General features: G+C 62.3%; 21 protein-coding genes and 1 other annotated feature. Of the genes, 14 read left to right on the top strand and 7 right to left on the bottom strand.

Annotation, left to right across the window (positions count from 1 at the left end):
* Positions 1-15: 15 nt before the first annotated feature.
* Complete coding sequence (locus AAIE04_RS03935; protein WP_232094020.1) at positions 16-507, top strand: fimbrial protein; 492 nt, start codon at positions 16-18, stop codon at positions 505-507.
* Between the two features lie 101 nt (positions 508-608).
* On the opposite strand, the gene AAIE04_RS03930 is transcribed toward AAIE04_RS03935, so the two are convergent.
* Positions 609-1,814: a serine hydrolase gene (locus AAIE04_RS03930; RefSeq protein ID WP_074054639.1), complete on the bottom strand. Its 1,206-nt coding sequence runs from the start codon at positions 1,812-1,814 to the stop codon at positions 609-611.
* Between the two features lie 466 nt (positions 1,815-2,280).
* On the opposite strand from AAIE04_RS03930, the gene AAIE04_RS03925 reads away from it, so the two are divergent.
* Positions 2,281-3,648, top strand: coding sequence for a pyridoxal-phosphate dependent enzyme (locus AAIE04_RS03925; protein WP_309531064.1), 1,368 nt, complete (start codon positions 2,281-2,283; stop codon positions 3,646-3,648).
* Positions 3,649-3,660: 12 nt separating this feature from the next.
* The gene (locus tag AAIE04_RS03920) at positions 3,661-4,806 is read left to right on the top strand and encodes a trans-sulfuration enzyme family protein (RefSeq protein WP_019454612.1); all 1,146 of its coding nucleotides are present in this window, start codon (positions 3,661-3,663) and stop codon (positions 4,804-4,806) included.
* 60 nt (positions 4,807-4,866) lie between these two features.
* On the opposite strand, the gene AAIE04_RS03915 is transcribed toward AAIE04_RS03920, so the two are convergent.
* Positions 4,867-5,889, bottom strand: a complete 1,023-nt coding sequence (locus tag AAIE04_RS03915; RefSeq protein ID WP_019454613.1) for an isopenicillin N synthase family dioxygenase — start codon at positions 5,887-5,889, stop codon at positions 4,867-4,869.
* Positions 5,890-6,179: 290 nt separating this feature from the next.
* On the opposite strand from AAIE04_RS03915, the gene AAIE04_RS03910 reads away from it, so the two are divergent.
* Together AAIE04_RS03910 and AAIE04_RS03905 are read left to right on the top strand one after the other, a co-directional pair.
* Positions 6,180-6,836, top strand: coding sequence for an HAD family hydrolase (locus AAIE04_RS03910; RefSeq protein ID WP_019454614.1), 657 nt, complete (start codon positions 6,180-6,182; stop codon positions 6,834-6,836).
* Positions 6,837-6,925: 89 nt separating this feature from the next.
* Positions 6,926-7,546: a glutathione S-transferase gene (locus AAIE04_RS03905; protein WP_019454615.1), complete on the top strand. Its 621-nt coding sequence runs from the start codon at positions 6,926-6,928 to the stop codon at positions 7,544-7,546.
* Positions 7,547-7,559: 13 nt separating this feature from the next.
* Here AAIE04_RS03905 and AAIE04_RS03900 read toward each other — a convergent pair whose 3' ends face one another.
* Complete coding sequence (locus AAIE04_RS03900) at positions 7,560-8,660, bottom strand: PQQ-dependent sugar dehydrogenase (protein WP_019454616.1); 1,101 nt, start codon at positions 8,658-8,660, stop codon at positions 7,560-7,562.
* Between the two features lie 132 nt (positions 8,661-8,792).
* Here AAIE04_RS03900 and AAIE04_RS03895 point away from each other — a divergent pair, with 132 nt between their 5' ends.
* Together AAIE04_RS03895 and corA are read left to right on the top strand one after the other, a co-directional pair.
* A complete protein-coding gene (locus AAIE04_RS03895; protein WP_211129947.1) occupies positions 8,793-9,212 on the top strand; it encodes a GNAT family N-acetyltransferase in 420 nt (139 codons plus the stop codon).
* A gap of 11 nt (positions 9,213-9,223) precedes the next feature.
* The gene (gene corA / locus AAIE04_RS03890) at positions 9,224-10,207 is read left to right on the top strand and encodes a magnesium/cobalt transporter CorA (RefSeq protein WP_025920995.1); all 984 of its coding nucleotides are present in this window, start codon (positions 9,224-9,226) and stop codon (positions 10,205-10,207) included.
* 63 nt (positions 10,208-10,270) lie between these two features.
* Here the strand turns inward: corA and AAIE04_RS03885 are convergent, their stop codons facing one another.
* The 3 genes from AAIE04_RS03885 to speB all read right to left on the bottom strand — a co-directional run bounded on the left by AAIE04_RS03885 (position 10,271) and on the right by speB (position 13,580).
* A complete protein-coding gene (locus tag AAIE04_RS03885) occupies positions 10,271-11,080 on the bottom strand; it encodes a nitrilase-related carbon-nitrogen hydrolase (protein WP_498576537.1) in 810 nt (269 codons plus the stop codon).
* Between the two features lie 104 nt (positions 11,081-11,184).
* Positions 11,185-12,570 carry a sodium:solute symporter family protein gene (locus AAIE04_RS03880; RefSeq protein WP_498576536.1) on the bottom strand — a complete coding sequence of 462 codons (1,386 nt, stop codon included), beginning with the start codon at positions 12,568-12,570 and terminating at the stop codon, positions 11,185-11,187.
* Positions 12,571-12,647: 77 nt separating this feature from the next.
* Positions 12,648-13,580 (bottom strand): agmatinase, encoded by a 933-nt coding sequence (speB, locus tag AAIE04_RS03875; RefSeq protein ID WP_498576535.1) that lies wholly within the window; start codon positions 13,578-13,580, stop codon positions 12,648-12,650.
* A gap of 249 nt (positions 13,581-13,829) precedes the next feature.
* Between speB and AAIE04_RS03870 the strand changes: the two genes are divergently transcribed.
* Positions 13,830-14,753 (top strand): LysR family transcriptional regulator, encoded by a 924-nt coding sequence (locus tag AAIE04_RS03870; RefSeq protein WP_063919084.1) that lies wholly within the window; start codon positions 13,830-13,832, stop codon positions 14,751-14,753.
* On the opposite strand, the gene AAIE04_RS03865 is transcribed toward AAIE04_RS03870, so the two are convergent.
* A complete protein-coding gene (locus tag AAIE04_RS03865) occupies positions 14,750-15,574 on the bottom strand; it encodes an SDR family oxidoreductase (protein WP_019454365.1) in 825 nt (274 codons plus the stop codon). The genes AAIE04_RS03870 and AAIE04_RS03865 overlap by 4 nt on opposite strands.
* A 229-nt stretch (positions 15,575-15,803) precedes the next feature.
* Between AAIE04_RS03865 and hisL the strand changes: the two genes are divergently transcribed.
* From hisL to hisH, 6 genes are all read left to right on the top strand, one after another.
* Positions 15,804-15,851: a his operon leader peptide gene (gene hisL, locus AAIE04_RS03860; protein ID WP_100396937.1), complete on the top strand. Its 48-nt coding sequence runs from the start codon at positions 15,804-15,806 to the stop codon at positions 15,849-15,851.
* Positions 15,827-15,953, top strand: a sequence feature (His leader region). It overlaps the preceding gene by 25 nt.
* Before the next feature lie 71 nt (positions 15,954-16,024).
* Complete coding sequence (gene hisG / locus AAIE04_RS03855; protein WP_015377256.1) at positions 16,025-16,924, top strand: ATP phosphoribosyltransferase; 900 nt, start codon at positions 16,025-16,027, stop codon at positions 16,922-16,924.
* Between the two features lie 4 nt (positions 16,925-16,928).
* Positions 16,929-18,236 carry a histidinol dehydrogenase gene (gene hisD / locus AAIE04_RS03850; RefSeq protein ID WP_063919083.1) on the top strand — a complete coding sequence of 436 codons (1,308 nt, stop codon included), beginning with the start codon at positions 16,929-16,931 and terminating at the stop codon, positions 18,234-18,236.
* A complete protein-coding gene (gene hisC, locus AAIE04_RS03845; RefSeq protein ID WP_015377255.1) occupies positions 18,233-19,321 on the top strand; it encodes a histidinol-phosphate transaminase in 1,089 nt (362 codons plus the stop codon). The genes hisD and hisC overlap by 4 nt, the downstream gene beginning before the upstream one ends.
* On the top strand, positions 19,318-20,385 hold the full coding sequence (hisB, locus tag AAIE04_RS03840) for a bifunctional histidinol-phosphatase/imidazoleglycerol-phosphate dehydratase HisB (RefSeq protein ID WP_198635507.1): 1,068 nt from the start codon (positions 19,318-19,320) through the stop codon (positions 20,383-20,385). The genes hisC and hisB overlap by 4 nt, the downstream gene beginning before the upstream one ends.
* Positions 20,385-20,975: an imidazole glycerol phosphate synthase subunit HisH gene (gene hisH, locus AAIE04_RS03835; protein WP_063919082.1), complete on the top strand. Its 591-nt coding sequence runs from the start codon at positions 20,385-20,387 to the stop codon at positions 20,973-20,975. Before hisB ends, hisH begins: the two co-directional genes overlap by 1 nt.

The raw sequence follows: 20,975 nt of genomic DNA, 5'->3' as shown, positions 1-20,975 counted from the left end.
GGAGCCAGGATGAACATGACGAGGAAAAAGAGCTGCGCTCTGCTGTGGGCGCTAAGCCTGATGAGCGCCGCCGCTCAGGCCGCCGACCAGGGTACCAAGGTCAACATCACCGCCACCGTGGTGGCGCCCCCGCCTTGCGTGATCAACGACGGTCGCACCATCGATATCGACTTCGGCAAGGTCGGCATCAAGCGCATCGACGGCACTCGCTATATGCAACGCATCGATTACAGCATCAAATGCGAGTTTCTGGATAACAGCCGCCAGCTGAAAATGAAGATCATGGGCAGCGCGGCGGCCTTCGATGGCAGCGTGTTAACCAGCAGCGTTAATGGCTTGGGCATCAAGCTGTTGGCCAACGGCAAGGCCTTCGCCATCAATACACCGCTGAACATCGATTACGCCAATCCACCGACGCTTGATGCGGTGCCGGTAAAAAACAGCGCCGTCTCCCTGGCAGAAGGTGATTTCACCAGCGGCGCCACCATGCTGGTGGACTACTTTTAAACACCCGCATCTCAGCAACTCGCGAAAAAAAAGCCGCAACGTCTCCGTTGCGGCTTGGTCAAGGATCGTGCGCCTGAGGCGCGCTCCTCACATCAGGGTATTTAGCCGAAGATCCCACCGAACCACTGGCTCAGCTTCATCATCACCATATCCCAGATGCGGCTGAAGAAGTTGCCCTCTTTCACCTCTTGCATCACCACCAGCGGGTGCTGCTCGATGGTTTTTCCGTCCAGTTGGAAGTCGATGGTGCCGACCACCTGATTTTTCGCCAGCGGCGCTTCCAGCGTCGGTTGGGTCAGTTTGTAGCTGGCCTTCAGGTTTTTCATCTGTCCTTTCGGAATGGTGACCGAGGCGTCTTTCGCCACGCCGAGCGGCACTTCGCTGACGTCGCCGAACCATACCTTCTGGGTAACGAACGGTTTATCGGCCTTGATCGGCGTTGCGGTTTCATAGAAGCGGAAGCCCCAGGTCAGCAGCTTTTCGCTTTCGCTGAAGCGCACGCGATCGCTCGGCGCGCCCAGCACGACCGAGATCAGGCGCATCGGGCCGTCGGTGGCCGACGCCACCAGGTTGTGACCGGCACCGCTGGTGTAACCGGTCTTGATACCGTCGACGTTCAGGTTGCTGCTCCACAGCAGACGGTTGCGGTTAATCTGGCGGATCTTGTTAAAGGTGAACTCTTTCTCTTTATGCAGCGCGTATTCGTCCGGCACGTCGCGGATCAGCGCCTGGCTCAGCAGCGCCATGTCGCGCGCGGTGCTGTACTGCCCTTCCGCATCCAGGCCATGCACCGTCAGGAAGTGGGTATTCTGCAGGCCCAGAGACTTGGCGTAGTTGTTCATCAGGCCGACGAACGAATCCTGGCTGCCCGCCACGTAGTCCGCCAGCGCGATGCTGGCGTCGTTGCCCGACTGAATCACGATGCCCTTATTCAGCTCCAGCACCGGCACCTGATCGCCCGGCTTGATGAACATCAGCGAAGAACCGCGCAGCGCCGGGTTACCGGGCGCCCAGGCGTCTTTGCCGACGGTGACCATGTCTTCCGGCTTGATCTTGCCGGCCTTGATCGCCTGCCCGATCACGTAGCTGGACATGATCTTGGTCAGGCTGGCGGGATCGAGGCGGGTGTCGGAGTTACCTTCGGTCAGCACCTTGCCACTGTTGTAATCCATCAGAATGAAGGCCTTGGCGTCTACCTGCGGCGGCGCCGGCGGCTCGGCCGCGTGCACGGCCGGTGCGGCCAGCAACAGGATGCCTACGCTGAAGGTCAGTTTTTTCAGGGAAGTGGATAAGTTTTTTTTCATCATGACGTCGCCAGAGTGTCCATTCAAACCATTGAAATAGCGTTAACTTTCAAACATGTTCACGTTTTAAGCCAACCAGCGAGAGTGGCCCGGTGCGCGCGTGCCGGCCGCAACCCCCTGCGGCGCCCGTAATGGGTAACGCAACGCACCGAAAATGCCCTTGCTGTGAGTTTATGTGATTTATCTTATTTTTGCAGGGTTTAGCGTGAATTTTCAGCATTTTTACATAACTGTACGCAGGCCCCCGCTTATCGCTCAAAAAAGCGCCGCACCGTCTATTTCTCCGCCCACTCACGGCTACACGGCCAAGCATCTGAACCGCTAAACATCTGCGCATCCATACGTCTAAAAAAGATTAATATATTCCATAATGGCATATAGAACCGTTATTTGTTCTTTTTAAAGCGCTTATCCTCAGCGCTATCATCCACACAAAGACTTTTATACCGAATAATCCTGGAGATGAGTCATGGCGATCCCCCATTCCGTCATCGAGATGATTGGCAATACCCCGATGCTGGAACTGACCCAGTTCGATACCGGCCCGTGCCGGCTGTTCGTCAAGCTGGAGAATCAAAACCCCGGCGGTTCGATCAAAGACCGCGTGGCGCTGTCGATGATCGAACAGGCCGAGCGCGACGGCAAACTGCAGCCGGGCGGCACCATCATCGAAGCCACCGCCGGCAATACCGGCCTGGGATTGGCGCTGGTGGCGGCATTGAAAGGCTATAAGCTACTGCTGGTGGTGCCGGACAAGATGAGCCGCGAGAAGATCTTCCACCTGCGCGCGCTGGGCGTGGAAGTGCTGTTGACCCGCTCGGACGTCGGCAAGGGGCATCCGGCTTACTATCAGGATTACGCTAAACGCCTGGCGGATGAGATCCCCGGCGCTTTTTATATCGACCAGTTCAATAATCCGGCCAACCCGGCGGCCCATACCACCACCACGGCGCCCGAACTGTGGCGACAGATGGAACATGACGTAGACGCCATCGTGGTCGGCGTCGGTTCCGGCGGCACACTGGGCGGGCTGAGCCGCTATTTCGCCGAAGTATCGCCGCAGACGGAATTCGTGCTGGCCGACCCTGCCGGCTCTATTCTGGCGGACTATCTCGACAACGGCCAAGTCGGCGAAGCGGGCAGTTGGCTGGTGGAAGGCATCGGCGAAGACTTCGTCCCACCGCTCAGCGACTTTAACCAGGTGCGCAACGCTTACCGCATCGGCGACGCCGAAGCCTTCACCACCGCGCGCGACCTGCTGCGCAAGGAAGGCGTGCTGGCAGGATCGTCCACCGGCACCCTGCTGGCCGCCGCATTGCGTTACTGCCGCGCACAGACCGAACCCAAGCGAGTGGTGACCTTCGTCTGCGACAGCGGCAACAAATATCTGTCTAAAATGTATAACGATCACTGGATGCTGGAACAGGGCTTACTGAGCAAGCCGCAGCACGGCGATCTGCGCGATCTGATCGCCTACCGCCACGACGAGGGCGCCGCCGTTTCCGCCGCGCCGGACGACACGCTGGCGATCGTACACGCCCGCATGCGGCTGTACGACATCTCGCAGCTGCCGGTGCTGGAAGGCGATCGGGTGGTCGGTTTGATCGATGAGTGGGATCTGCTGAATGCCGTCCAGGCCGACGCCGCCCACTTCAGCCTGCCGGCCAGCAGCGCGATGACCAAGCGGGTCAATACGCTGCAAAAGGAAGCCGGCTATCAGGAACTGCAGGCCACCTTCAACCATGGCCACGTCGCGGTGGTGCTCGACGGCGAGCGCTTCCTCGGCCTGATTACCCGCACAGACGTGCTTAACGCCTGGCGCCAAAAATTACGTTAATAAGGACCCATTATGGCCAAGTTTGATACGTTGACCGTTCACGCCGGTTACACCCCGGATGCGACCGGCGCAGTGATGCCGGCGATTTACGCCACCTCTACCTACGCCCAACCGGCGCCGGGCGAGCATACCGGCTATGAGTATTCCCGCAGCGCCAACCCGACGCGCACCGCGCTGGAAAGCGCCATCGCCGAACTGGAAGGCGGCAGCCGCGGTTACGCCTTCGCCTCCGGTCTGGCGGCCTGCTCCACGGTGCTGGAGCTGCTCGACAAGGACAGCCACCTGATCGCGGTGGACGACCTGTACGGCGGCACCTATCGCCTGCTGGAAAAGGTGCGCAGCCGCACCGCCGGCCTGCGCGTCACCTACGTGTCACCGGCGGATCTCGCCGGGCTGGAACAGGCGATCGAACCGGATACCAAAATGATCTGGGTGGAAACCCCGACCAACCCATTGCTGAAACTGGCGGATCTGAGCGCCATCGCCGCGATCGCCAAAAAGCATCAACTTATCAGCGTGGCGGACAACACCTTCGCCTCGCCGTATCTGCAACGCCCGCTGGATCTGGGCTTTGACGTGGTGGTGCACTCCGCCACCAAATACCTCAACGGCCACTCCGACGTGGTGGCCGGCGTCGCGGCGGTGGGCGATAACCCGGCGCTGGCGGAACAGCTCGGCTTCCTGCAAAACGCGGTCGGCGGTATTCTCGATCCGTTCAGCAGCTTCCTGACGCTGCGCGGCATTCGTACCCTGGCGCTGCGCATGCAGCGCCACAGCGACAGCGCGCTGCGCATCGCTCAATGGCTAGAGAGCCAGCCGCAGGTGGAAAACGTCTACTATCCCGGCCTGCCGAGCCATCCGCAGCACGAGCTGGCGGCGCGCCAGATGACGCGCTTCGGCGGCATGATCTCGGTACGGTTGAAAGGCGACGACGCCTATGCGCGCCGGGTCATCAAGCGTTCGCGCCTGTTCACCCTGGCGGAAAGCCTGGGCGGCGTGGAAAGCCTGATCAGCCAGCCATTCAGCATGACGCACGCCTCCATTCCGCTGGAACAGCGCCTGCAAACCGGCATCACGCCACAGCTGGTACGCCTGTCGGTAGGGATTGAAGATGTGGAAGATCTGATCGCCGATCTGCAGCAAGCGCTGGCGGAATAACCGCTGCATCAGCGCACCTCTCAGCCCGGCCGCCACGCCGGGCTTTTTTATGCCTGATATTCAGAGGCCGATAACGTCCTGATAAAAGCGATGCGCTACATCGGGGTGGGAGCGGATGCGCCCTTTCAGGTAGTTGTAACCGACATCGCGCAGCAGCGGGTTGAGCGGATCGCTGGCCGGGCCGCGCGCCTGCGCCGCCAGCTGCGGCGGCAGTTGATACAGCGGCACCACCGCGTCCAGACGCGCGCCGAGGAAGAACGCGATCGATAATCTGTCACGCCCCGCCGGCGGCGTTTCCACCCGGTGCACCGTGGCGCGCAGATAACCGTTGGTCGCCAGTTCCAGCAGCTCGCCGATGTTCACCACGAAAGTGTCTTCACGCGGCTGTGCGTCTATCCATCGCCCCTCGCTGACCTCCACCTGCAGCCCTTTTTGCGCATCCTGCAGCAAGAAGCTGAGAAAACCCGAGTCCTTGTGTGCGCCGACGCCCTGTGCGCTGCCGGTAGCGTCCCGCCCCGGGTAGCGAATCAGTTTGATGTGTTCGTTGGGCTTATCGCCGTACAAGCGATCGAAAGCCTGCTCCGGCAGCGACAGCGCCAGCGCGAAAGCGCGCAGCAGCCGCAACGACATGGCGGTCATCGCCTGCTGCCACTGCAGCAGCAGCGGTTTCAGCGCCGGCAGCGCCGTCGGCCACTGATTTGGCCCCTGCAGGCGCGCCCAACGCGGGGTGTCGTCAGCCAGCGTCAGCGCCGGACGTTCGGCGCCGATATCGAACTGCTCGCGCCAGTCCGGCTGGCCGAGCGTGAGCTCCGCCGCCGCCCGGTTATAACCGCGAAAATGCGGCGAGCGCACCATCTGCACCGCCAGCTTGTCGGCTTCCGGCAGGGCGAAAAATTGCCGCGCGGCGTGCTGCAACCGCGCATTCAACGCGCCGTCCACGCCGTGACCGCGCAGATAGAAAAAACCGACGTCGCGCGCCGCCGCGCGCAAATCGTCAAGAAAGGCGCGCCGCTGGCGCGCATCGCCGTCAAGCTGCGAAAGATCCAGCAGCGGCAGCGTTTTCAGCGTCGTCAGGTGCGTCATCTTGCGGTTCCTCGTCTTCCCCGATCACGATCGGGCTGCCATACAGGCGAATAATCAACATGGTCACTCCCCCCAGCGGGTGGCTGCATTGGTCTTCTAGTTAGCACCGCGTTCGCCGGGGCGGCCAATATTGTTGCGTTCTAAGTTATGCAAACGTTCAACAAACTGTCGCAAAAGCGTCATCAATGTTTCTTATGCTCTGCGCAATTTCGCCGACGCCGCTGGCTGGCGACGTGCGCTATCCGCTATCCTGTAAACGACCTCATACCCTGCCTGCCGGAGAAATACTGATGGATTTAGCCTTATTCGACCTGGATGAAACCCTGATTGACGATGACAGCGCCAGCCTGTGGATCCGCTGGCTGGTCGGCCAGGGATTCGCGCCGGCGGAGCTTGAACTGCAGGAGCAGCAGCTGATGCAGCTCTATTATCAGGGCAAGCTGTCGATGGAGGACTATATGCAGGCTACGCTGGCGCCGTTGACCGGCCTGAGCGTGCAAACCGTGGCCGGTTGGGTGCAGCGTTATATCCGGCGCGACATCCTGCCGCGCGTCTACCCCGCCGCCCGTGAACGCCTGCAGTGGCACCGCGAGCGCGGCGACTGCATTCTGGTGATCTCCGCCACCGGCGAGCATCTGGTGGCGCCGATAGCCGAACAGCTCGGCGCCGACGATGCGCTGGCGATTGGCGTGGAAATCAGCGATGGCCGCTTTACCGGCAACACTTACGGCACCATGACCTATCAGCAGGGCAAGGTGATCCGCCTGCAGCACTGGCTGGCGCAGCATCCACATCTGAAATTCGAGCATAGCCACGGCTACAGCGACTCCCTCAACGACAAGGCAATGCTGCAATTCGTCGACAGCGCCACGGTGATCAACCCCGACAGCGAGTTGAACGCGCTGGCGGTGGAACGCGGCTGGGAAGTGTGCCGTTGGGAACGCTGAATGGCAGACAAAAAGTGCCCTGCGGTGTGACAAAAAGCGCGTTGTGGCGTAGGTATTAAGGGTCCTTAATCCGCTAACGGAGCTATCCAATGCTGACCATTTGGGGTCGTGAGAATTCGAACAACGTCAGGAAGGTGCTGTGGTGCGCCGCCGAACTGGAGCTGAACTTCACCCACATCAACGCCGGCGGCGCGTTCGGCAAGGTAAACGAAGAGAGCTACCGCGCGCTGAACCCGAACGGCCTGGTGCCGCTGCTGCAGGACGATGACTTCGTACTGTGGGAATCCAACACCATCGTGCGCTACCTGGCGGCGAAATTCGGCGATGCGACGTTCTATCCGCAGGATCTGCAGGCGCGCGCCGCCGCCGAGAAATGGATGGACTGGACCACCTCAACCATCGTCCCGGCCTTCACCATCGTCTTTTGGGGCCTGGTGCGTACCGCGCCCGAGCTGCGCGACATGGCGAAAATCGATGCGGCGATCGCCACGCTGGAAAAACACTTCGACGTCATCGAACAGACGCTGGCGCGCCAGCCCTACCTCTCCGGCGAAGCGTTCGGCTTCGGCGATATTCCGCTCGGCAGCTTCGCCTACGCCTGGTTCGAAATGCCTATCGTCCGTCGCTCACGGCCGAACATGGAGCGCTGGTATCAGCAGCTGCGCGCTCGCCCAGCCTACCAGCGCGGCGTAATGAGCGCGCTCACCTAATCGATGCGGGGCGCTACGACGCCCCGACCTTCAGCAGCTTGCCGTTCCGTTCGTCCGTCAGCAGATACAGGTAGCCATCCGGCCCGCTGCGCACCTCGCGGATGCGTTCGCCGCGATCGCCCAACAGCCGCTCTTCCGCCACCACCTTGTCGCCCTCCAGCGTCAGGCGAATCAGTTCCTTTTGCGCCAGCGCGCCGATGAACAGCGAGTGCCGCCAGGCGGGGAAGCGTTGGCCGTCATAAAACGCCATGCCGCTGAGGCCGGGCGAGACTCGCCAGTAGTGCAGCGGTTGTTCGGTGCCGGGCACCCGTTCCCCTTTGGCCTCCGGTATCGGTTGGCCGGAATAGTTGATGCCGTAGGTGGCCAGCGGCCAGCCGTAGTTTTTACCCGGCAGCGGGATATTGAGCTCATCGCCGCCGCGCGGGCCGTGCTCATGTTCCCAGATCGCGCCGCTCCACGGGTTCAACGCCAGCCCTTGCGGATTGCGGTGGCCGTAAGACCAAACCTCCGGCCGTTTGCCGGCCTGGCCGACCCAGGGGTTATCCGGCGGTACCGCACCTTCGGCGGTCAGCCGCACCAGTTTGCCCTGCAGTTTGTCGGTCTCCTGCGCCGTCGGCCGCTGGTTGTTTTCACCCAGCGCGATGAACAGATAGCCCTGCCTGTCGAACGCCAGCTTGCCGCCAAAATGATTGCCGACCGACAGCTTGGGCTGCTGACGGAAGATCACCTTAAAGTTTTCCAGCCGCCGGCCATCGTCGCTCAGGCGGCCATAGCCGACCGCCGTACCGGCTTTGCCGCCCTCGCCCGGTTCGGCGAAGCTGAGATATACCCGGCGACTGGCGCTGAAGTCGGGGGCCGGCAACACTTCCAGCAGGCCGCCCTGCCCCTCGGCGTAGACCTGCGGCACACCGGCGATCGGCGGCGACAGGCCCTTGCCCTGCCGCCACAGCCGCAGCCGGCCGGGCCGTTCGGTGATAAGCAGGCCTTGCTCCGCCGGCAAAAAGGCCAGCGACCACGGATGTTCCAGGCCGTCCTGCAGTTGGCTGACCGTCGGCGCGGCGTGCAGCAGGCCGCTGCACAGCAGCAACCCGGCCAGCAGAGTCAATCGGGGCATGGCGTCCTCCTGAGGATAAAATGACCCGTTTAGTGTAGCTCACCCAGTCGGAATGGTCGTTTACATTACATTTCAACAGGTTGCCTTTTAGCCGTAGTGTGCTTAAGTTAACGCATCACCCAGGAGGAAATCATGGACATTACCGTTACCGACGCGATCGACGAACAAACCCTTGACGCGATCAGGCAAGGCCTGCGCGCTTACAACCTGCCGTATATCGGTGCCTGGCACCGCAAGCCGCTCAGCGTCTATGCGCGCGACGAGGCCGGCACGGTGATCGGCGGGCTGACCGCCGAAACCTGGGGCAACTGGCTGAGCGTCGAGTGGCTGTGGGTGGCAGACTCCCAACGCGGCAGCGGCCTGGGCGGCCGATTGATGCGCGCCGCCGAACAAGAGGCGCAGGCGCGCGGCTGCCGCTACGCCCGTCTGGACACCTTCAGCTTCCAGGCGCGACCGTTTTACGAAAAGCTCGGCTATCAACTGCAAATGACGTTGAAAGATTATCCGGTGGAACATGAGTGCTATTTTCTCACCAAAACCCTGACTGATTAATGGACGGACCGATGGACAGCAAAAGCATGGTGGTGAACTGCGTGGCGTACAAAGCCGGCCAACGACTGGGCGAAGTGACCATCGACGATATCAGCGAGGTGGTCAAACAACCGGACACTTTCATCTGGCTGGGGCTCCGGCAGCCGGAGCCGGCGTTTATGCGCAAGGTGCAGGAAGAGTTCGGGCTGCATGACCTGGCGATCGAAGACGCGCTGTGCGCACACCAGCGGCCGAAGCTGGAGACCTATGGCGACTCGCTGTTCATCGTGGTGAAAACCGCGCAATGGGGCGAGAACGACGAAATCGAATACGGCGAGACGCACTTCTTCGTCGGCAAAAACTTTCTGGTGACGGTGCGCCACGGCGCTTCGCCCAGCTATGCGCCGATCCGCGCCAAGGCGGAAGAGAATCACAAGCAGATGTGCCGCGGGCCGGGCTTCGCGCTTTATTCGGTGCTGGACTTCGTGGTGGATAACTACCGCAGTGTGGTGGCGCGCTTCGAGAGCACCATCGAGAACATCGAAGCCAACATGTTCCAGTCGGAGTTCGATCAGGCGGCGATTGAGAACGTCTATACTCTGCGCCGCCACCTGCTGGCGCTGCGCAACGCCGCGCTGCCGATGGATGAAATCTGCAACCAGCTGATCCGTCTGCACGAAGAAGTGATCCCGAAAGAGCTGCGCGCCTACGTGCGCGACGTGCAGGATCATGCGCATCAGGTGGTCAGCAACATCGACGACATGCGCGAAATGCTGACCAACGCCATGCACGTCAATCTGGCGCTGGTGACGGTCAAACAGAACGAAGTGGTGAAACGGCTGGCGGGCTGGGGGGCGATTTTGGCTATCCCGACGGTGATCTTCAGCCTGTACGGGATGAACTTCGCCGACATGCCGGAACTGAAATTCCCGTGGGCCTATCACGCCACGCTGGGAGTGACCGCCGTCGGCTGCATTTTCCTGTATCAGAAGCTGAAGAAATCAGGCTGGCTGTAAGCGCCAAAACAGCGGCGGTTCCCGTCGGCAAAAAACCTCGGCGGGGCAGCCCGCCCCGCCGCTTCAATACAGTAGCGGCCGCCGATCGCAATGCACATGATTGTAGCGGCCGATGCGCTTGTCATCAGCCGTACTGATATCCATTTCCGCCAGCACCATGCCTTCGCCAGCCAGGCTCTGCGTCAACGGGTAACCGTCGGCGTCGACGATCGCCGAGCCGCCGATCCACTCGACGCCGCGTTCCGTTTCGCAGCGATCGCACACCGCGATGAACAGCCGATTGACGGCGGCGTTGGCCTGCGCCTTCACCATCTCCGCCGACCGTTCGCCCTGTGGGCGCGGCGCCAGCGGCCAGTTGACCGGTGCGCACAGCAGCTGAGCACCGGCCAGCGCCGGCAGCCGCACCCACTCAGGGAATTCAAGATCGTAGCAGATCATCACCGCCAACCGGCCAAAGCGCGTCTCGACGACTGGCGGCGGCCGATCGCCGGGGGTAAAGATCGTGCTCTCCTCATGCCACAGGTGAACCTTGCGATAAATCGCCCTCACGCCTTGCGCATCGATCAACGCCGCGCTGTTGGCCACCCCGCCATCGGGCAGCCGCTCGCAGAAACCGGCGACGATCGCCACATCCCATTCGCACGCCAGGGCAACCCACAAGCTGACGCTTGGCCCGTCGTCGGCCTCGGCCAACGTCAGCGCCTCCGCCTTATCGCGAAACACATAACCGCTGTTCACCAGCTCCGGCAGCACGATGACGTTGGCGCCGCGCTGCGCCGCATGACGGATCGCCTGAGCAGACAGCGCCCGATTATGCTCTGCTTCCCCTACCCGCAGCGCTAACTGGCAGCATGCGACGCTGATTTTACCCATGACTCACTTTCTCCTTACCCTCACCGTTAAACCGACAGGGCGGCGATGCGCCCTGCTCCTCAGTAAATCAGTAAAGGCGCCGTGATAAAAGCCCGGATCGCGCCTCAGCGTTCAGTTTGAGCCTGCAGCTGCGGCGCAGGGCGGCTCAGCAGGCTGCCCAGCACGAAGGCGACGCCGCCGCCCAACAGGCCGCCGTAGATCGGGCTGTTAGCGTCGATGCCGTGCCAGACCATCAGCCCCACCACACACAGGCTGCCGGTCAGCATGCTGGCGATGGCGCCGACGCTGGTGGCTCGCGGCCAGAAGATCGCCCCCACCAGCGGGATCAGCATGCCGCCCACCAGCAGGTTATAAGCCAGCGTCAGCGCCGCCAGCACGTCGCGTACCACAAACGCCAGCCCCAGCATGACCGCACCCATGAAAAGCGTGGTAAAGCGCCCGGCGGCCAGCCCGCCGGACGGTTTGCGGCGAATGGCCGGCAGCACGTCTTCCAGCGCGATGGTGGAGGACGCCAGCAGGCAGGCGCTGGCGGTGGACATCAGCGCCGCCAGTGCCGCCGCGGCCACCAGCCCGCTGACGCCGACCGGCAACACCGCTTGCGCGATGGCGGCAAAGGCGCCATCGGTATTGCTGAGCGACGGCAGCACGATCTTGCCGGCCATGCCGATCAGCGCGCCGGTCACGCCGTACAGCACGCAGTAGACGCCCGCCCCCAGCCCAGCGAAGCGCGCCACGTTGGCGCTGCGGGCGGTGAACACCCGCTGCCAGATGTCCTGGCCAATCAGAATGCCGAAGAAGTAGATCAGGAAGAACACCAGAATGGTGTCCAGCCCGATCGACGACAGCTGGTAGTAACCGGCGGGCAGTTGGCTGGCGAACGCTTCCCAGCCGCCGGCCTTGACGATGCTCATCGGCATCAGCACCAGCATCATGCCGACGGTCATGATGATGAACTGAATGATGTCGGTCAGCGTCAGCGACCACATGCCGCCCAACGTCGAATACAGCACCACCAGCCCGCCGCCGAGCAGAATCGACGCGGCGAACGACAGGCCGAACATCACCTGCATCACGCTGCCGATGGCGATGATCGAGGTCACCGCCACCATCAGGTCATATGCCAGCATGATCGCGCCGCTGGTGACGCGCGCCGCCGGATGATAGCGCCGCGACAGCACCTGGCTGACGGTATATAGCTTCAGCTTGAGCAGCGGCTTGGCCAGCACCAGGCTCAGCACCACGATGCCCAGCCCGAGCGCGCCGCACAGCCAGACGCCGGAGATGCCGTAGGTGTAGCCGAGTTTGACGCTGCCGATGGTCGACGCGCCGCCGAGCACCACCGCCGACAGCGTGCCCAGATACAGTCCTGGCCCCAGGTTGCGCCCGGCGACCAGATACGCCTCTTTGGAATTGGCGCGGCGAATGCCCATCCACCCCACCGCGCCTATCACCAGAAAGTAAAACACCACAACCAGCAGATCGAGATTCATGGGTACCTCCACACCGTTGTTATTGTTATCAGGGGGCCCGACGCAACCGCTCCGCCGGTAGGGTCAGTGCGCTGGCCTCAGCGGACCGGCAGCACGCACAGCATTTCAAACAGCAGGTTGGCCGCCAGCAGCGCGGTGTTGCCGGAGCGATCGTAAGGCGGGGACACCTCCACGACGTCGCCGCCGATCAGGTTCAACCCATGGCAGCCGCGCACTATCTCCAGCCCCTGCCAGACCGACAGCCCGCCGACCTCCGGCGTGCCGGTGCCCGGTGCAAAGGCCGGATCCAGCCCGTCGATATCGAAGCTGAGGTAAACCGGCGCGTCTCCCATCTGTTCGCGGATCTCGGCCATCAGCGGCGTCAGCGACCGGTGCCAACAGGCTTCGGCCGGCACGACGCGGAAGCCCTGGCGACGCGACCAGTCGAAGTCGTCGGCCGCATAGCCGCTGCCGCGCAGACCGATCTGCAGCACCTTTTCCGGCGCCAATAGTCCTTCCTCAAACGCGCGGCGGAAGGTGGTGCCGTGCGCCAGCCGCTCGCCAAACATCTCCTCGTTGGTGTCGGAATGCGCATCGACGTGGATCAGCCCCACCGGGCCATGCCGACGGGCAATGGCGCGCAGCACCGGCAGCGTCAGGGTGTGATCGCCGCCGAGCGTCAACGGCGTACAACCGTGTGCCAGGATCTCGTGATAAGCCGCCTCGATGCGCTGCACGCTGTCCGCCAGGCTGTAGGGGTTGATGGCGACATCCCCCAGATCGGCCACCTGCAGCCGTTCGAACGGGGCGGAGCCGGTGCCCATGTTGTAGGGGCGGATCATTACCGACTCCTGGCGGATCTGGCGCGGGCCATAGCGGGTACCGCTGCGGTTGGAGGTGCCGATATCCAGCGGAATGCCGACAAAGGCGGCGTTCAGACCGCGCGCCTGTTCGGCGGCGGGCAGGCGCATCATGGTGGGGATACCGGCAAAGCGCGGCATGTCGTTGCCGCTTTGGGGTTGGTTCAGCATGGCGTTTCCTTGTCGTAGTCTGCGATGGATTGAAACATTTAAGCAACATTCGCAGACTACCCCGTTGGCCGCCTCGACTACCATTCCCGCTTTTGCATGTAAACATCGAAAAACGCGATGTAACTAACCTATTGAAGTATTGATTTTTATTTCAACTTCATGCCATAAGGAAGGCCATATCTTCAGCGCCGAACCCATTTTTGCAATGTTAAAAATGAGTTAACCGGCCGATGCTCTGCGGAGGGGCAGATGCTCACCAACCTAAGCGATATCGATCTGAAACTGCTGCGGGTGTTTGTTGCGGTGGCGGAATCCCAGGGCGTCAGCGCCGCGCAGGAAACGCTGATGATGAATCAGTCCACCATCAGCACTCACCTGGCTTCGTTGGAAACCCGACTGGGTTTTCGCCTGTGCCAGCGCGGCCGCTCCGGCTTCCGGCTGACGCCCAAGGGTGAACGCATGCTGATCGCCTGCCGCTCGTTGTTCAACGCCGCCCGCGACTTCACCCGGGTCAGCCAGTCGCTGAACGGCCTGCTGACCGGCGATCTGCAGATTGGGCTGGTAGATAATCTGGTCTCGCTACCGGGCAATCCGTTCAGCCAGGCCATCAAACACTTTCAACGCCGGCATCAGGACGTGCAGCTGCAGTGCCGCATCTGTTCACCGAGCGAGATTGAACAGGGGCTGCTGCACCGGCAGCTCGATCTGGGCATCGGCTACTTCGGTCAGCAGTTGGAGGCGCTGCGCTATCAGCCGTGGCTGGAGGAGACGCAGGCGATCTATTGCAGCGCGGATCACCCGCTGTTCGCAGTGGAAACCCCCGAGCGGGAGCAGATCGAAAACGCGCGCTGGGTTAAGCGTGGCTACCTGCTGGCGCAGCAGTTATGCCCGATCGCGCCGCCCCACCTGGCTGCGGTGGCTCATCATATGGAGAGCGTCGCCCATCTGGTGTTGAGCGGCACCTGTCTTGGCTATTTGCCCACCCACTACGCGGCGCGCTGGGTGGAACAGGGGCTGCTGCGGCAGCTGGGCGGCGCGGCGCTCTCATACCGCGCCGTACTCAGCCTGGTCAGCCGCCCCGTCGAGCCCGACGAGGCGCTGAACGCGCTGCTGGAGGATTTGGTGCGCGCTGGCGAAAAAAACCCCGCATTTGCGGGGCATGATGACGTTTAGCTGACCGGCATGCGCGCCGGGTCGGGATACTGGTACTCGAAGCCCAGCTCATTGCAGATGCGATTGCCGTCCACCAGCCGCTCATCCTGCTCCGCTTCATCGGCGAATTGCGGCGGCTCCAGGTGCAGCTGCTCGGCCAGCGCCGGATAGAACTCGCGTTTGGCCGGATGACGCGGTGCGCACAGGTTGTACACATGGCCGCCCTTCGGCAGCTTCAGCAGCAGTTGGATAGCGGCGATCACGTCATCCTGATGCACCAGATTCACCCCCTGCGAACCGCCCTTCACGTCGAGTTTACCCGCCAGGAAGCGGCCGGGGTGACGATCGGCGCCCACCAGCCCCGCCAGCCGCAAAATGTCCACCGAGGTGTTCGGCAACTCATGCAGCCAACGTTCCAATTCGGCTAAGACCCGGCCCGACGGCGAGACCGGCCGCAGCGGCGACTCTTCGCGCAGCGTGCCGGCCGTTTCGCCGTATACCGAGGTGGAACTGGTGAAGATTACCCGCGGCACGCCGAAGGCCATCGCGCTGTCCACCAGCATGCGCACCGCATTGAAATAGTTCTCGCTGCCTTCGACGGTGCGGCGCGCGGGCAGCGTCACCACCAGCGCATCCACGCGCAACAGCGATTCCAGATCGTCCGCATCGCAGACCAACTCCGGCGTCAGCTCCAACTGATAACATTCGATACCGCTCATGCGCGCGGCCTCGACGCCGTCCGGCGTGGTTTTGCTGCCGACCACATCGTACCCGCGGCCCATCAGCGACAACGCCAGCGGCATGCCCAACCAACCCAGGCCAATAATGGCTACCTTTTTCATCCTCTTCCTCTCCTGAAGAATGCAGCGCTCTACTTCTAAGGCTACGCCACTGCGCGCGGCGATACAATCTGCCCGGCTTAAGGTTAGGTAAAGCCGTCTATGGCTAATAACCCAACCTGTTTCAATAAATTAAATTTATGACGATAAAAAAGAGTTGCACGGCGGACAGCGGATAGTTTAGCTTAATTGGCATACGGTTTTTTACCGACTTTTGCTGAGAGAAAACACCATGACACGCGTTCAGTTCAACCACCATCATCACCATCACCCTGACTAGTCTTTCAGGCGATGAGTGCTGGAAGACGGTTTGTTAATCTTCCAGTGGCGCGCAGAACGCAAGAGAGAGCCCTCGGAAGATTTCTTCCGAGGGTTTTTTTTTGGCTCCGGACAGACAGAAAAGAATAGTTTTTACAATAAATTCATAAAATTACAGATTAAACAGAGGTTACCATGCTGGACAAGACACGTTTACGGATCGCAATGCAGAAGTCGGGCCGCCTGAGCGATGAATCCCAGGAGCTGCTGGCGCGCTGCGGCATCAAGATCAACCTGCAGCAGCAGCGTCTGATCGCCTTCGCCGAGAACATGCCGATCGACATCCTGCGCGTGCGCGACGACGACATTCCAGGCCTGGTGATGGACGGCGTGGTCGATCTGGGCATCATCGGCGAGAACGTGCTGGAAGAAGAGCTGCTCAGCCGCCGCGCCCAGGGTGAAGACCCGCGTTACTTCACCCTGCGCCGCCTCGATTTCGGCGGCTGCCGCCTGTCGCTGGCCACCCCGCTCGACGCCGAATACGCCGGCCCGCAAAGCCTGCAGGACGCCCGCATCGCCACCTCTTACCCGCACCTGCTGAAGCAATACCTCGACAAACAGGGCGTGCGCTTCAAATCCTGTCTGTTGAACGGTTCGGTAGAGGTGGCGCCGCGCGCCGGTCTGGCCGACGCCATCTGCGATCTGGTCTCTACCGGCGCCACGCTGGAAGCCAACGGCCTGCGCGAAGTGGAGGTAATCTACCGCTCCAAAGCTTGTCTTATCCAGCGCGACGGCGAAATGCCGGAAGCCAAACAGCAGCTGATCGACCGCCTGATGACCCGTATTCAGGGCGTGATCCAGGCGCGCGAATCCAAATACATCATGCTGCACGCGCCGAGCGAGAAGCTGGACGAGATCGTCGCGCTGCTGCCGGGCGCCGAACGCCCGACCATTCTGCCGCTGGCCGGTGCGCAGAACCGCGTGGCGATGCACATGGTCAGCAGCGAAACCCTGTTCTGGGAAACCATGGAAAAACTGAAAGCGCTCGGCGCCAGCTCGATTCTGGTGCTGCCGATTGAAAAGATGATGGAGTAACGCCATGTCGACCTTCAACACGCCGATCGATTGGGCAACGTGCAGCGCCGAACGCCAGGCCGAGCTGCTGATGCGCCCGGCCATCGCCGCTTCCGACAGCATCACCCGCACGGTGAGCGAGATCCTCGACAACGTGAAGGCCAACGGCGATCGGGCGCTGCGCGACTACAGCGCCCGTTTCGACAAGGCGCAGGTCGCCGCGCTGCGCGTCAGCGACGAGCAGATCGCCGCCGCCTGCGCCCGACTGGGCGATGACATCAAACAGGCGATGGCAGTGGCCGTCGCCAACGTGGAAACCTTCCACAACGCGCAACGGTTGCCGCCGGTAGACGTCGAAACGCAGCCTGGCGTGCGCTGCCAACAGGTGACCCGCCCCATCGACTCGGTCGGCCTGTATATTCCCGGCGGATCGGCGCCGCTGTTCTCCACCGTGCTGATGCTGGCGACGCCGGCGCGCATCGCCGGTTGCCGCCGGGTGGTGCTGTGCTCGCCGCCGCCGATCGCCGATGAGATCCTGTATGCGGCGCAGCTGTGCGGCGTGCAGGAAGTGTTTCAGGTCGGGGGCGCGCAGGCGATCGCCGCCCTGGCGTTCGGCACCGAAAGCGTGCCGCGCGTGGCGAAGATCTTCGGGCCGGGCAACGCCTTCGTGACCGAAGCCAAGCGGCAGATCAGCCAACGCCTCGACGGCGCGGCCATCGACATGCCGGCCGGCCCTTCGGAAGTGCTGGTGATCGCCGACGCCGGCGCCACCCCGGCGTTCGTCGCTTCGGATCTGCTGTCGCAGGCCGAACACGGCCCGGATTCTCAGGTGATCTTGCTGACGCCGGACGCGGCGATGGCGCAGGCGGTAGCCGAAGCGGTGGAAAGCCAGCTGGCCGAGCTGCCGCGCGCCGACACCGCCCGCCAGGCGCTGGCAAGCAGCCGCCTGATCGTGGCACGCGATCTGGCAGAGTGCGTAACAATCAGCAATCGCTACGGCCCGGAGCACCTGATCATTCAGACCCGCAATGCACGCGAGTTGGTGGACGGCATCACCAGCGCCGGTTCGGTGTTCCTCGGCGACTGGTCGCCGGAGTCCGCCGGCGATTACGCCTCCGGCACCAACCACGTGCTGCCGACCTACGGCTACACCGCCACCTGCTCCAGCCTGGGGCTGGCCGACTTCCAAAAACGCATGACGGTGCAGGAGCTGACGCCGCAGGGTTTCAGCAACCTGGCCGCCACCATCGAGACGCTGGCTGCCGCCGAGCAGCTGATCGCCCACAAGAACGCCGTGACCCTGCGCGTCGCCGCCCTGAAGGAGCAAGCATGAGCATCGAAAAACTGGCGCGCGCCAACGTTCGCGAGCTGACCCCTTATCAATCGGCGCGCCGCCTCGGCGGTAAGGGCGATGTGTGGCTCAACGCCAACGAATACCCGATCGCGCCGGAATTCCAGCTGACCGCGCAAACCTTCAACCGCTATCCGGAGTGCCAACCGGCGCAGGTGATCGAACGCTACGCCGCCTACGCCGGGGTGAAGAAAGAACAGGTGCTGGTCAGCCGTGGCGCCGACGAGGGCATTGAGCTGCTGATCCGCGCCTTCTGCGAGCCGGGTAAAGACGCCATTCTGTTCTGCCCACCGACCTACGGCATGTACGCCGTCAGCGCCGAAACCTTTGGCGTGGAGCGCCGTACCGTGGCCGCCAAAGAGGACTGGCAGCTGGATCTGCCCGCCATCGCAGACAGCCTGGACAACGTGAAGTTGATCTACGTCTGCAGCCCGAACAACCCGACCGGCAACCTGATCGACCCGGACTCTCTGCGCAGCCTGCTGGAGCTGGCCAAAGGCAAGGCGATCGTCGCGGTGGACGAAGCCTATATCGAGTTTTGCCCGCAGGCTTCGGTGGCGGGCTGGCTGAGCGACTATCCGCACCTGGCGATCCTGCGCACGCTGTCGAAAGCCTTTGCGCTGGCCGGCCTGCGCTGCGGCTTTACGCTCGCCAACGAAGATCTGATCGCCCTGCTGCTGAAGGTGATCGCGCCTTACCCGCTTTCGACGCCGGTGGCGGATATCGCCGCACAGGCGCTGAGCGAAGAGGGCATCCGCACCATGCGTCAGCGCGTCACCGATATCGCAGCCACCCGCAGCTGGCTGCAGCAACAGCTGGAAAAATGCGCCTGCGTCGAGCAGGTTTTCGCCAGCGACAGCAATTACCTGCTGGCCCGCTTCACCGCCTCAAGTAATGTGTTTAAAAGCTTGTGGGATCAGGGCATTATCTTACGAGACCAAAACAAACAGCCCGGGCTGTCCGGCTGCCTGCGCATCACCATAGGCACCCGCGACGAATGTCAACGCGTGGTGGACGCCTTGTCCGCCCTGCCCGGCGCCAACCAGACTCGCCAGGAGCCAATGTGAGCCAAAAAATCCTCTTTATCGATCGTGACGGCACGCTGATCGCCGAGCCACCGGAAGATTTCCAGGTTGACCGCCTGGACAAGCTGGCGCTCGAGCCGGACGTGATCCCTTCTCTGCTGGCGCTACAGCAGGCGGGGTATCAGCTGGTGATGATCACCAATCAGGATGGGCTCGGCACCGCCAGTTTCCCGCAGGAAACCTTCGATCCGCCGCACAACCTGATGATGCAGATCCTCAGCTCGCAGGGCATTCAGTTCGCCGATGTGCTGATCTGCCCGCACCTGCCGGCGGACAACTGCGACTGCCGCAAGCCGAAAACCGCGCTGGTGAAGGGATATCTCGAACCCGGCGTGTTGGATGCCGCCCACAGCTACGTGATCGGCGATCGGCCGACCGACGTGCAGCTGGCGGAAAACATGGGCATTCAGGGGCTGCGCTACCAGCGCGGCGTGCTGGGCTGGAAAGAGATCGTGCGCCAGCTGACCCTGCGCGATCGTCACGCGCGGGTTAACCGCGTGACCAAAGAGACGCAAATCGACGTCAACGTCTGGCTGGATCGCGAAGGCGGCAGCAAGATCAAAACCGGCGTCGGCTTCTTCGACCACATGCTGGATCAGATCGCCACCCACGGCGGCTTTCGCATGGAGATCGACGTCAAAGGCGACCTGTATATCGACGATCACCACACGGTAGAGGACACCGGTCTGGCGCTGGGTGAAGCGCTGAACAAGGCGCTGGGCGACAAGCGCGGCATCGCCCGCTTCGGCTTCGTGCTGCCGATGGACGAATGCCTGGCGCGCTGCGCGCTGGATATCTCCGGCCGCCCGCACCTGGAGTACAAGGCCGAGTTCAACTATCAGCGCGTCGGCGATCTCAGCACTGAAATGGTCGAGCACTTCTTCCGTTCGCTCTCCTATACCATGGGCTGTACTCTGCACCTGAAGACCAAGGGCAAAAACGACCACCACCGGGTCGAGAGCCTGTTCAAAGTGTTTGGCCGCACGCTGCGCCAGGCGATCCGCGTCGAAGGCAATACCCTGCCGAGCTCGAAAGGAGTGCTGTGATGAACGTGGTGATTTTGGATACCGGCTGCGCCAACCTGGCCTCCGTCACCTACGCGGTGCGGCGCCTGGGTTATCAGCCGGAGGTGAGCCGCGATCCGGAGATCGTGCTGCGCGCCGACAAGCTGTTCCTGCCGGGTGTCGGCACCGCGCAGGCGGCGATGGATCAGCTGCGCGAACGCGATCTGATCGAGCTGATCAAGGCCTGCACTCAGCCGGTGCTGGGCATTTGTCTCGGCATGCAACTGCTGGCGACCAGCAGCGAGGAGAACGGCGGCGTGACCACGCTCGGCCTCATCGATACGCCGGTGAAGCAGATGACCGACTTCGGCCTGCCGCTGCCGCACATGGGCTGGAACCAGGTGTCTGCGCAGGCGGGCCACCATCTGTTCCGCGGCATCGATGACGGTGCCTACTTCTATTTCGTTCACAGCTATGCGATGCCGATATGCTCCAGCACCATCGCTCAGGCGAACTACGGCGAGCCCTTCACCGCCGCCGTGCAAAAAGACAACTTCTTCGGCGTGCAGTTTCATCCAGAACGTTCTGGAGCAGCCGGTGCGCAACTGTTGAAAAACTTTCTGGAGATGTAG

The sequence above is a fragment of the Serratia sp. Ae19-1 genome (genome assembly GCF_059801225.1).
Note: the sequence above shows the minus strand (reverse complement) of the source record. Positions and strands in the feature narration are given on the sequence as shown.

Bases quoted from the DNA above. Each gene is read 5' to 3' on its own strand.
- hisC (WP_015377255.1), top strand. From the start codon at position 18,233: ATGAGCATCGAAAAACTGGCGCGCGCCAACGTTCGCGAGCTGACCCCT.
- hisD (WP_063919083.1), top strand. From the start codon at position 16,929: ATGTCGACCTTCAACACGCCGATCGATTGGGCAACGTGCAGCGCCGAA.
- AAIE04_RS03880 (WP_498576536.1), bottom strand. From the start codon at position 12,570: ATGAATCTCGATCTGCTGGTTGTGGTGTTTTACTTTCTGGTGATAGGC.
- AAIE04_RS03895 (WP_211129947.1), top strand. From the start codon at position 8,793: ATGGACATTACCGTTACCGACGCGATCGACGAACAAACCCTTGACGCG.
- hisG (WP_015377256.1), top strand. From the start codon at position 16,025: ATGCTGGACAAGACACGTTTACGGATCGCAATGCAGAAGTCGGGCCGC.
- speB (WP_498576535.1), bottom strand. From the start codon at position 13,580: ATGCTGAACCAACCCCAAAGCGGCAACGACATGCCGCGCTTTGCCGGT.
- AAIE04_RS03935 (WP_232094020.1), top strand. From the start codon at position 16: ATGACGAGGAAAAAGAGCTGCGCTCTGCTGTGGGCGCTAAGCCTGATG.
- hisH (WP_063919082.1), top strand. From the start codon at position 20,385: ATGAACGTGGTGATTTTGGATACCGGCTGCGCCAACCTGGCCTCCGTC.
- AAIE04_RS03920 (WP_019454612.1), top strand. From the start codon at position 3,661: ATGGCCAAGTTTGATACGTTGACCGTTCACGCCGGTTACACCCCGGAT.
- AAIE04_RS03900 (WP_019454616.1), bottom strand. From the start codon at position 8,660: ATGCCCCGATTGACTCTGCTGGCCGGGTTGCTGCTGTGCAGCGGCCTG.
- AAIE04_RS03865 (WP_019454365.1), bottom strand. From the start codon at position 15,574: ATGAAAAAGGTAGCCATTATTGGCCTGGGTTGGTTGGGCATGCCGCTG.
- AAIE04_RS03925 (WP_309531064.1), top strand. From the start codon at position 2,281: ATGGCGATCCCCCATTCCGTCATCGAGATGATTGGCAATACCCCGATG.
- AAIE04_RS03915 (WP_019454613.1), bottom strand. From the start codon at position 5,889: ATGACGCACCTGACGACGCTGAAAACGCTGCCGCTGCTGGATCTTTCG.
- AAIE04_RS03905 (WP_019454615.1), top strand. From the start codon at position 6,926: ATGCTGACCATTTGGGGTCGTGAGAATTCGAACAACGTCAGGAAGGTG.
- AAIE04_RS03930 (WP_074054639.1), bottom strand. From the start codon at position 1,814: ATGATGAAAAAAAACTTATCCACTTCCCTGAAAAAACTGACCTTCAGC.
- corA (WP_025920995.1), top strand. From the start codon at position 9,224: ATGGACAGCAAAAGCATGGTGGTGAACTGCGTGGCGTACAAAGCCGGC.
- AAIE04_RS03910 (WP_019454614.1), top strand. From the start codon at position 6,180: ATGGATTTAGCCTTATTCGACCTGGATGAAACCCTGATTGACGATGAC.
- AAIE04_RS03870 (WP_063919084.1), top strand. From the start codon at position 13,830: ATGCTCACCAACCTAAGCGATATCGATCTGAAACTGCTGCGGGTGTTT.
- AAIE04_RS03885 (WP_498576537.1), bottom strand. From the start codon at position 11,080: ATGGGTAAAATCAGCGTCGCATGCTGCCAGTTAGCGCTGCGGGTAGGG.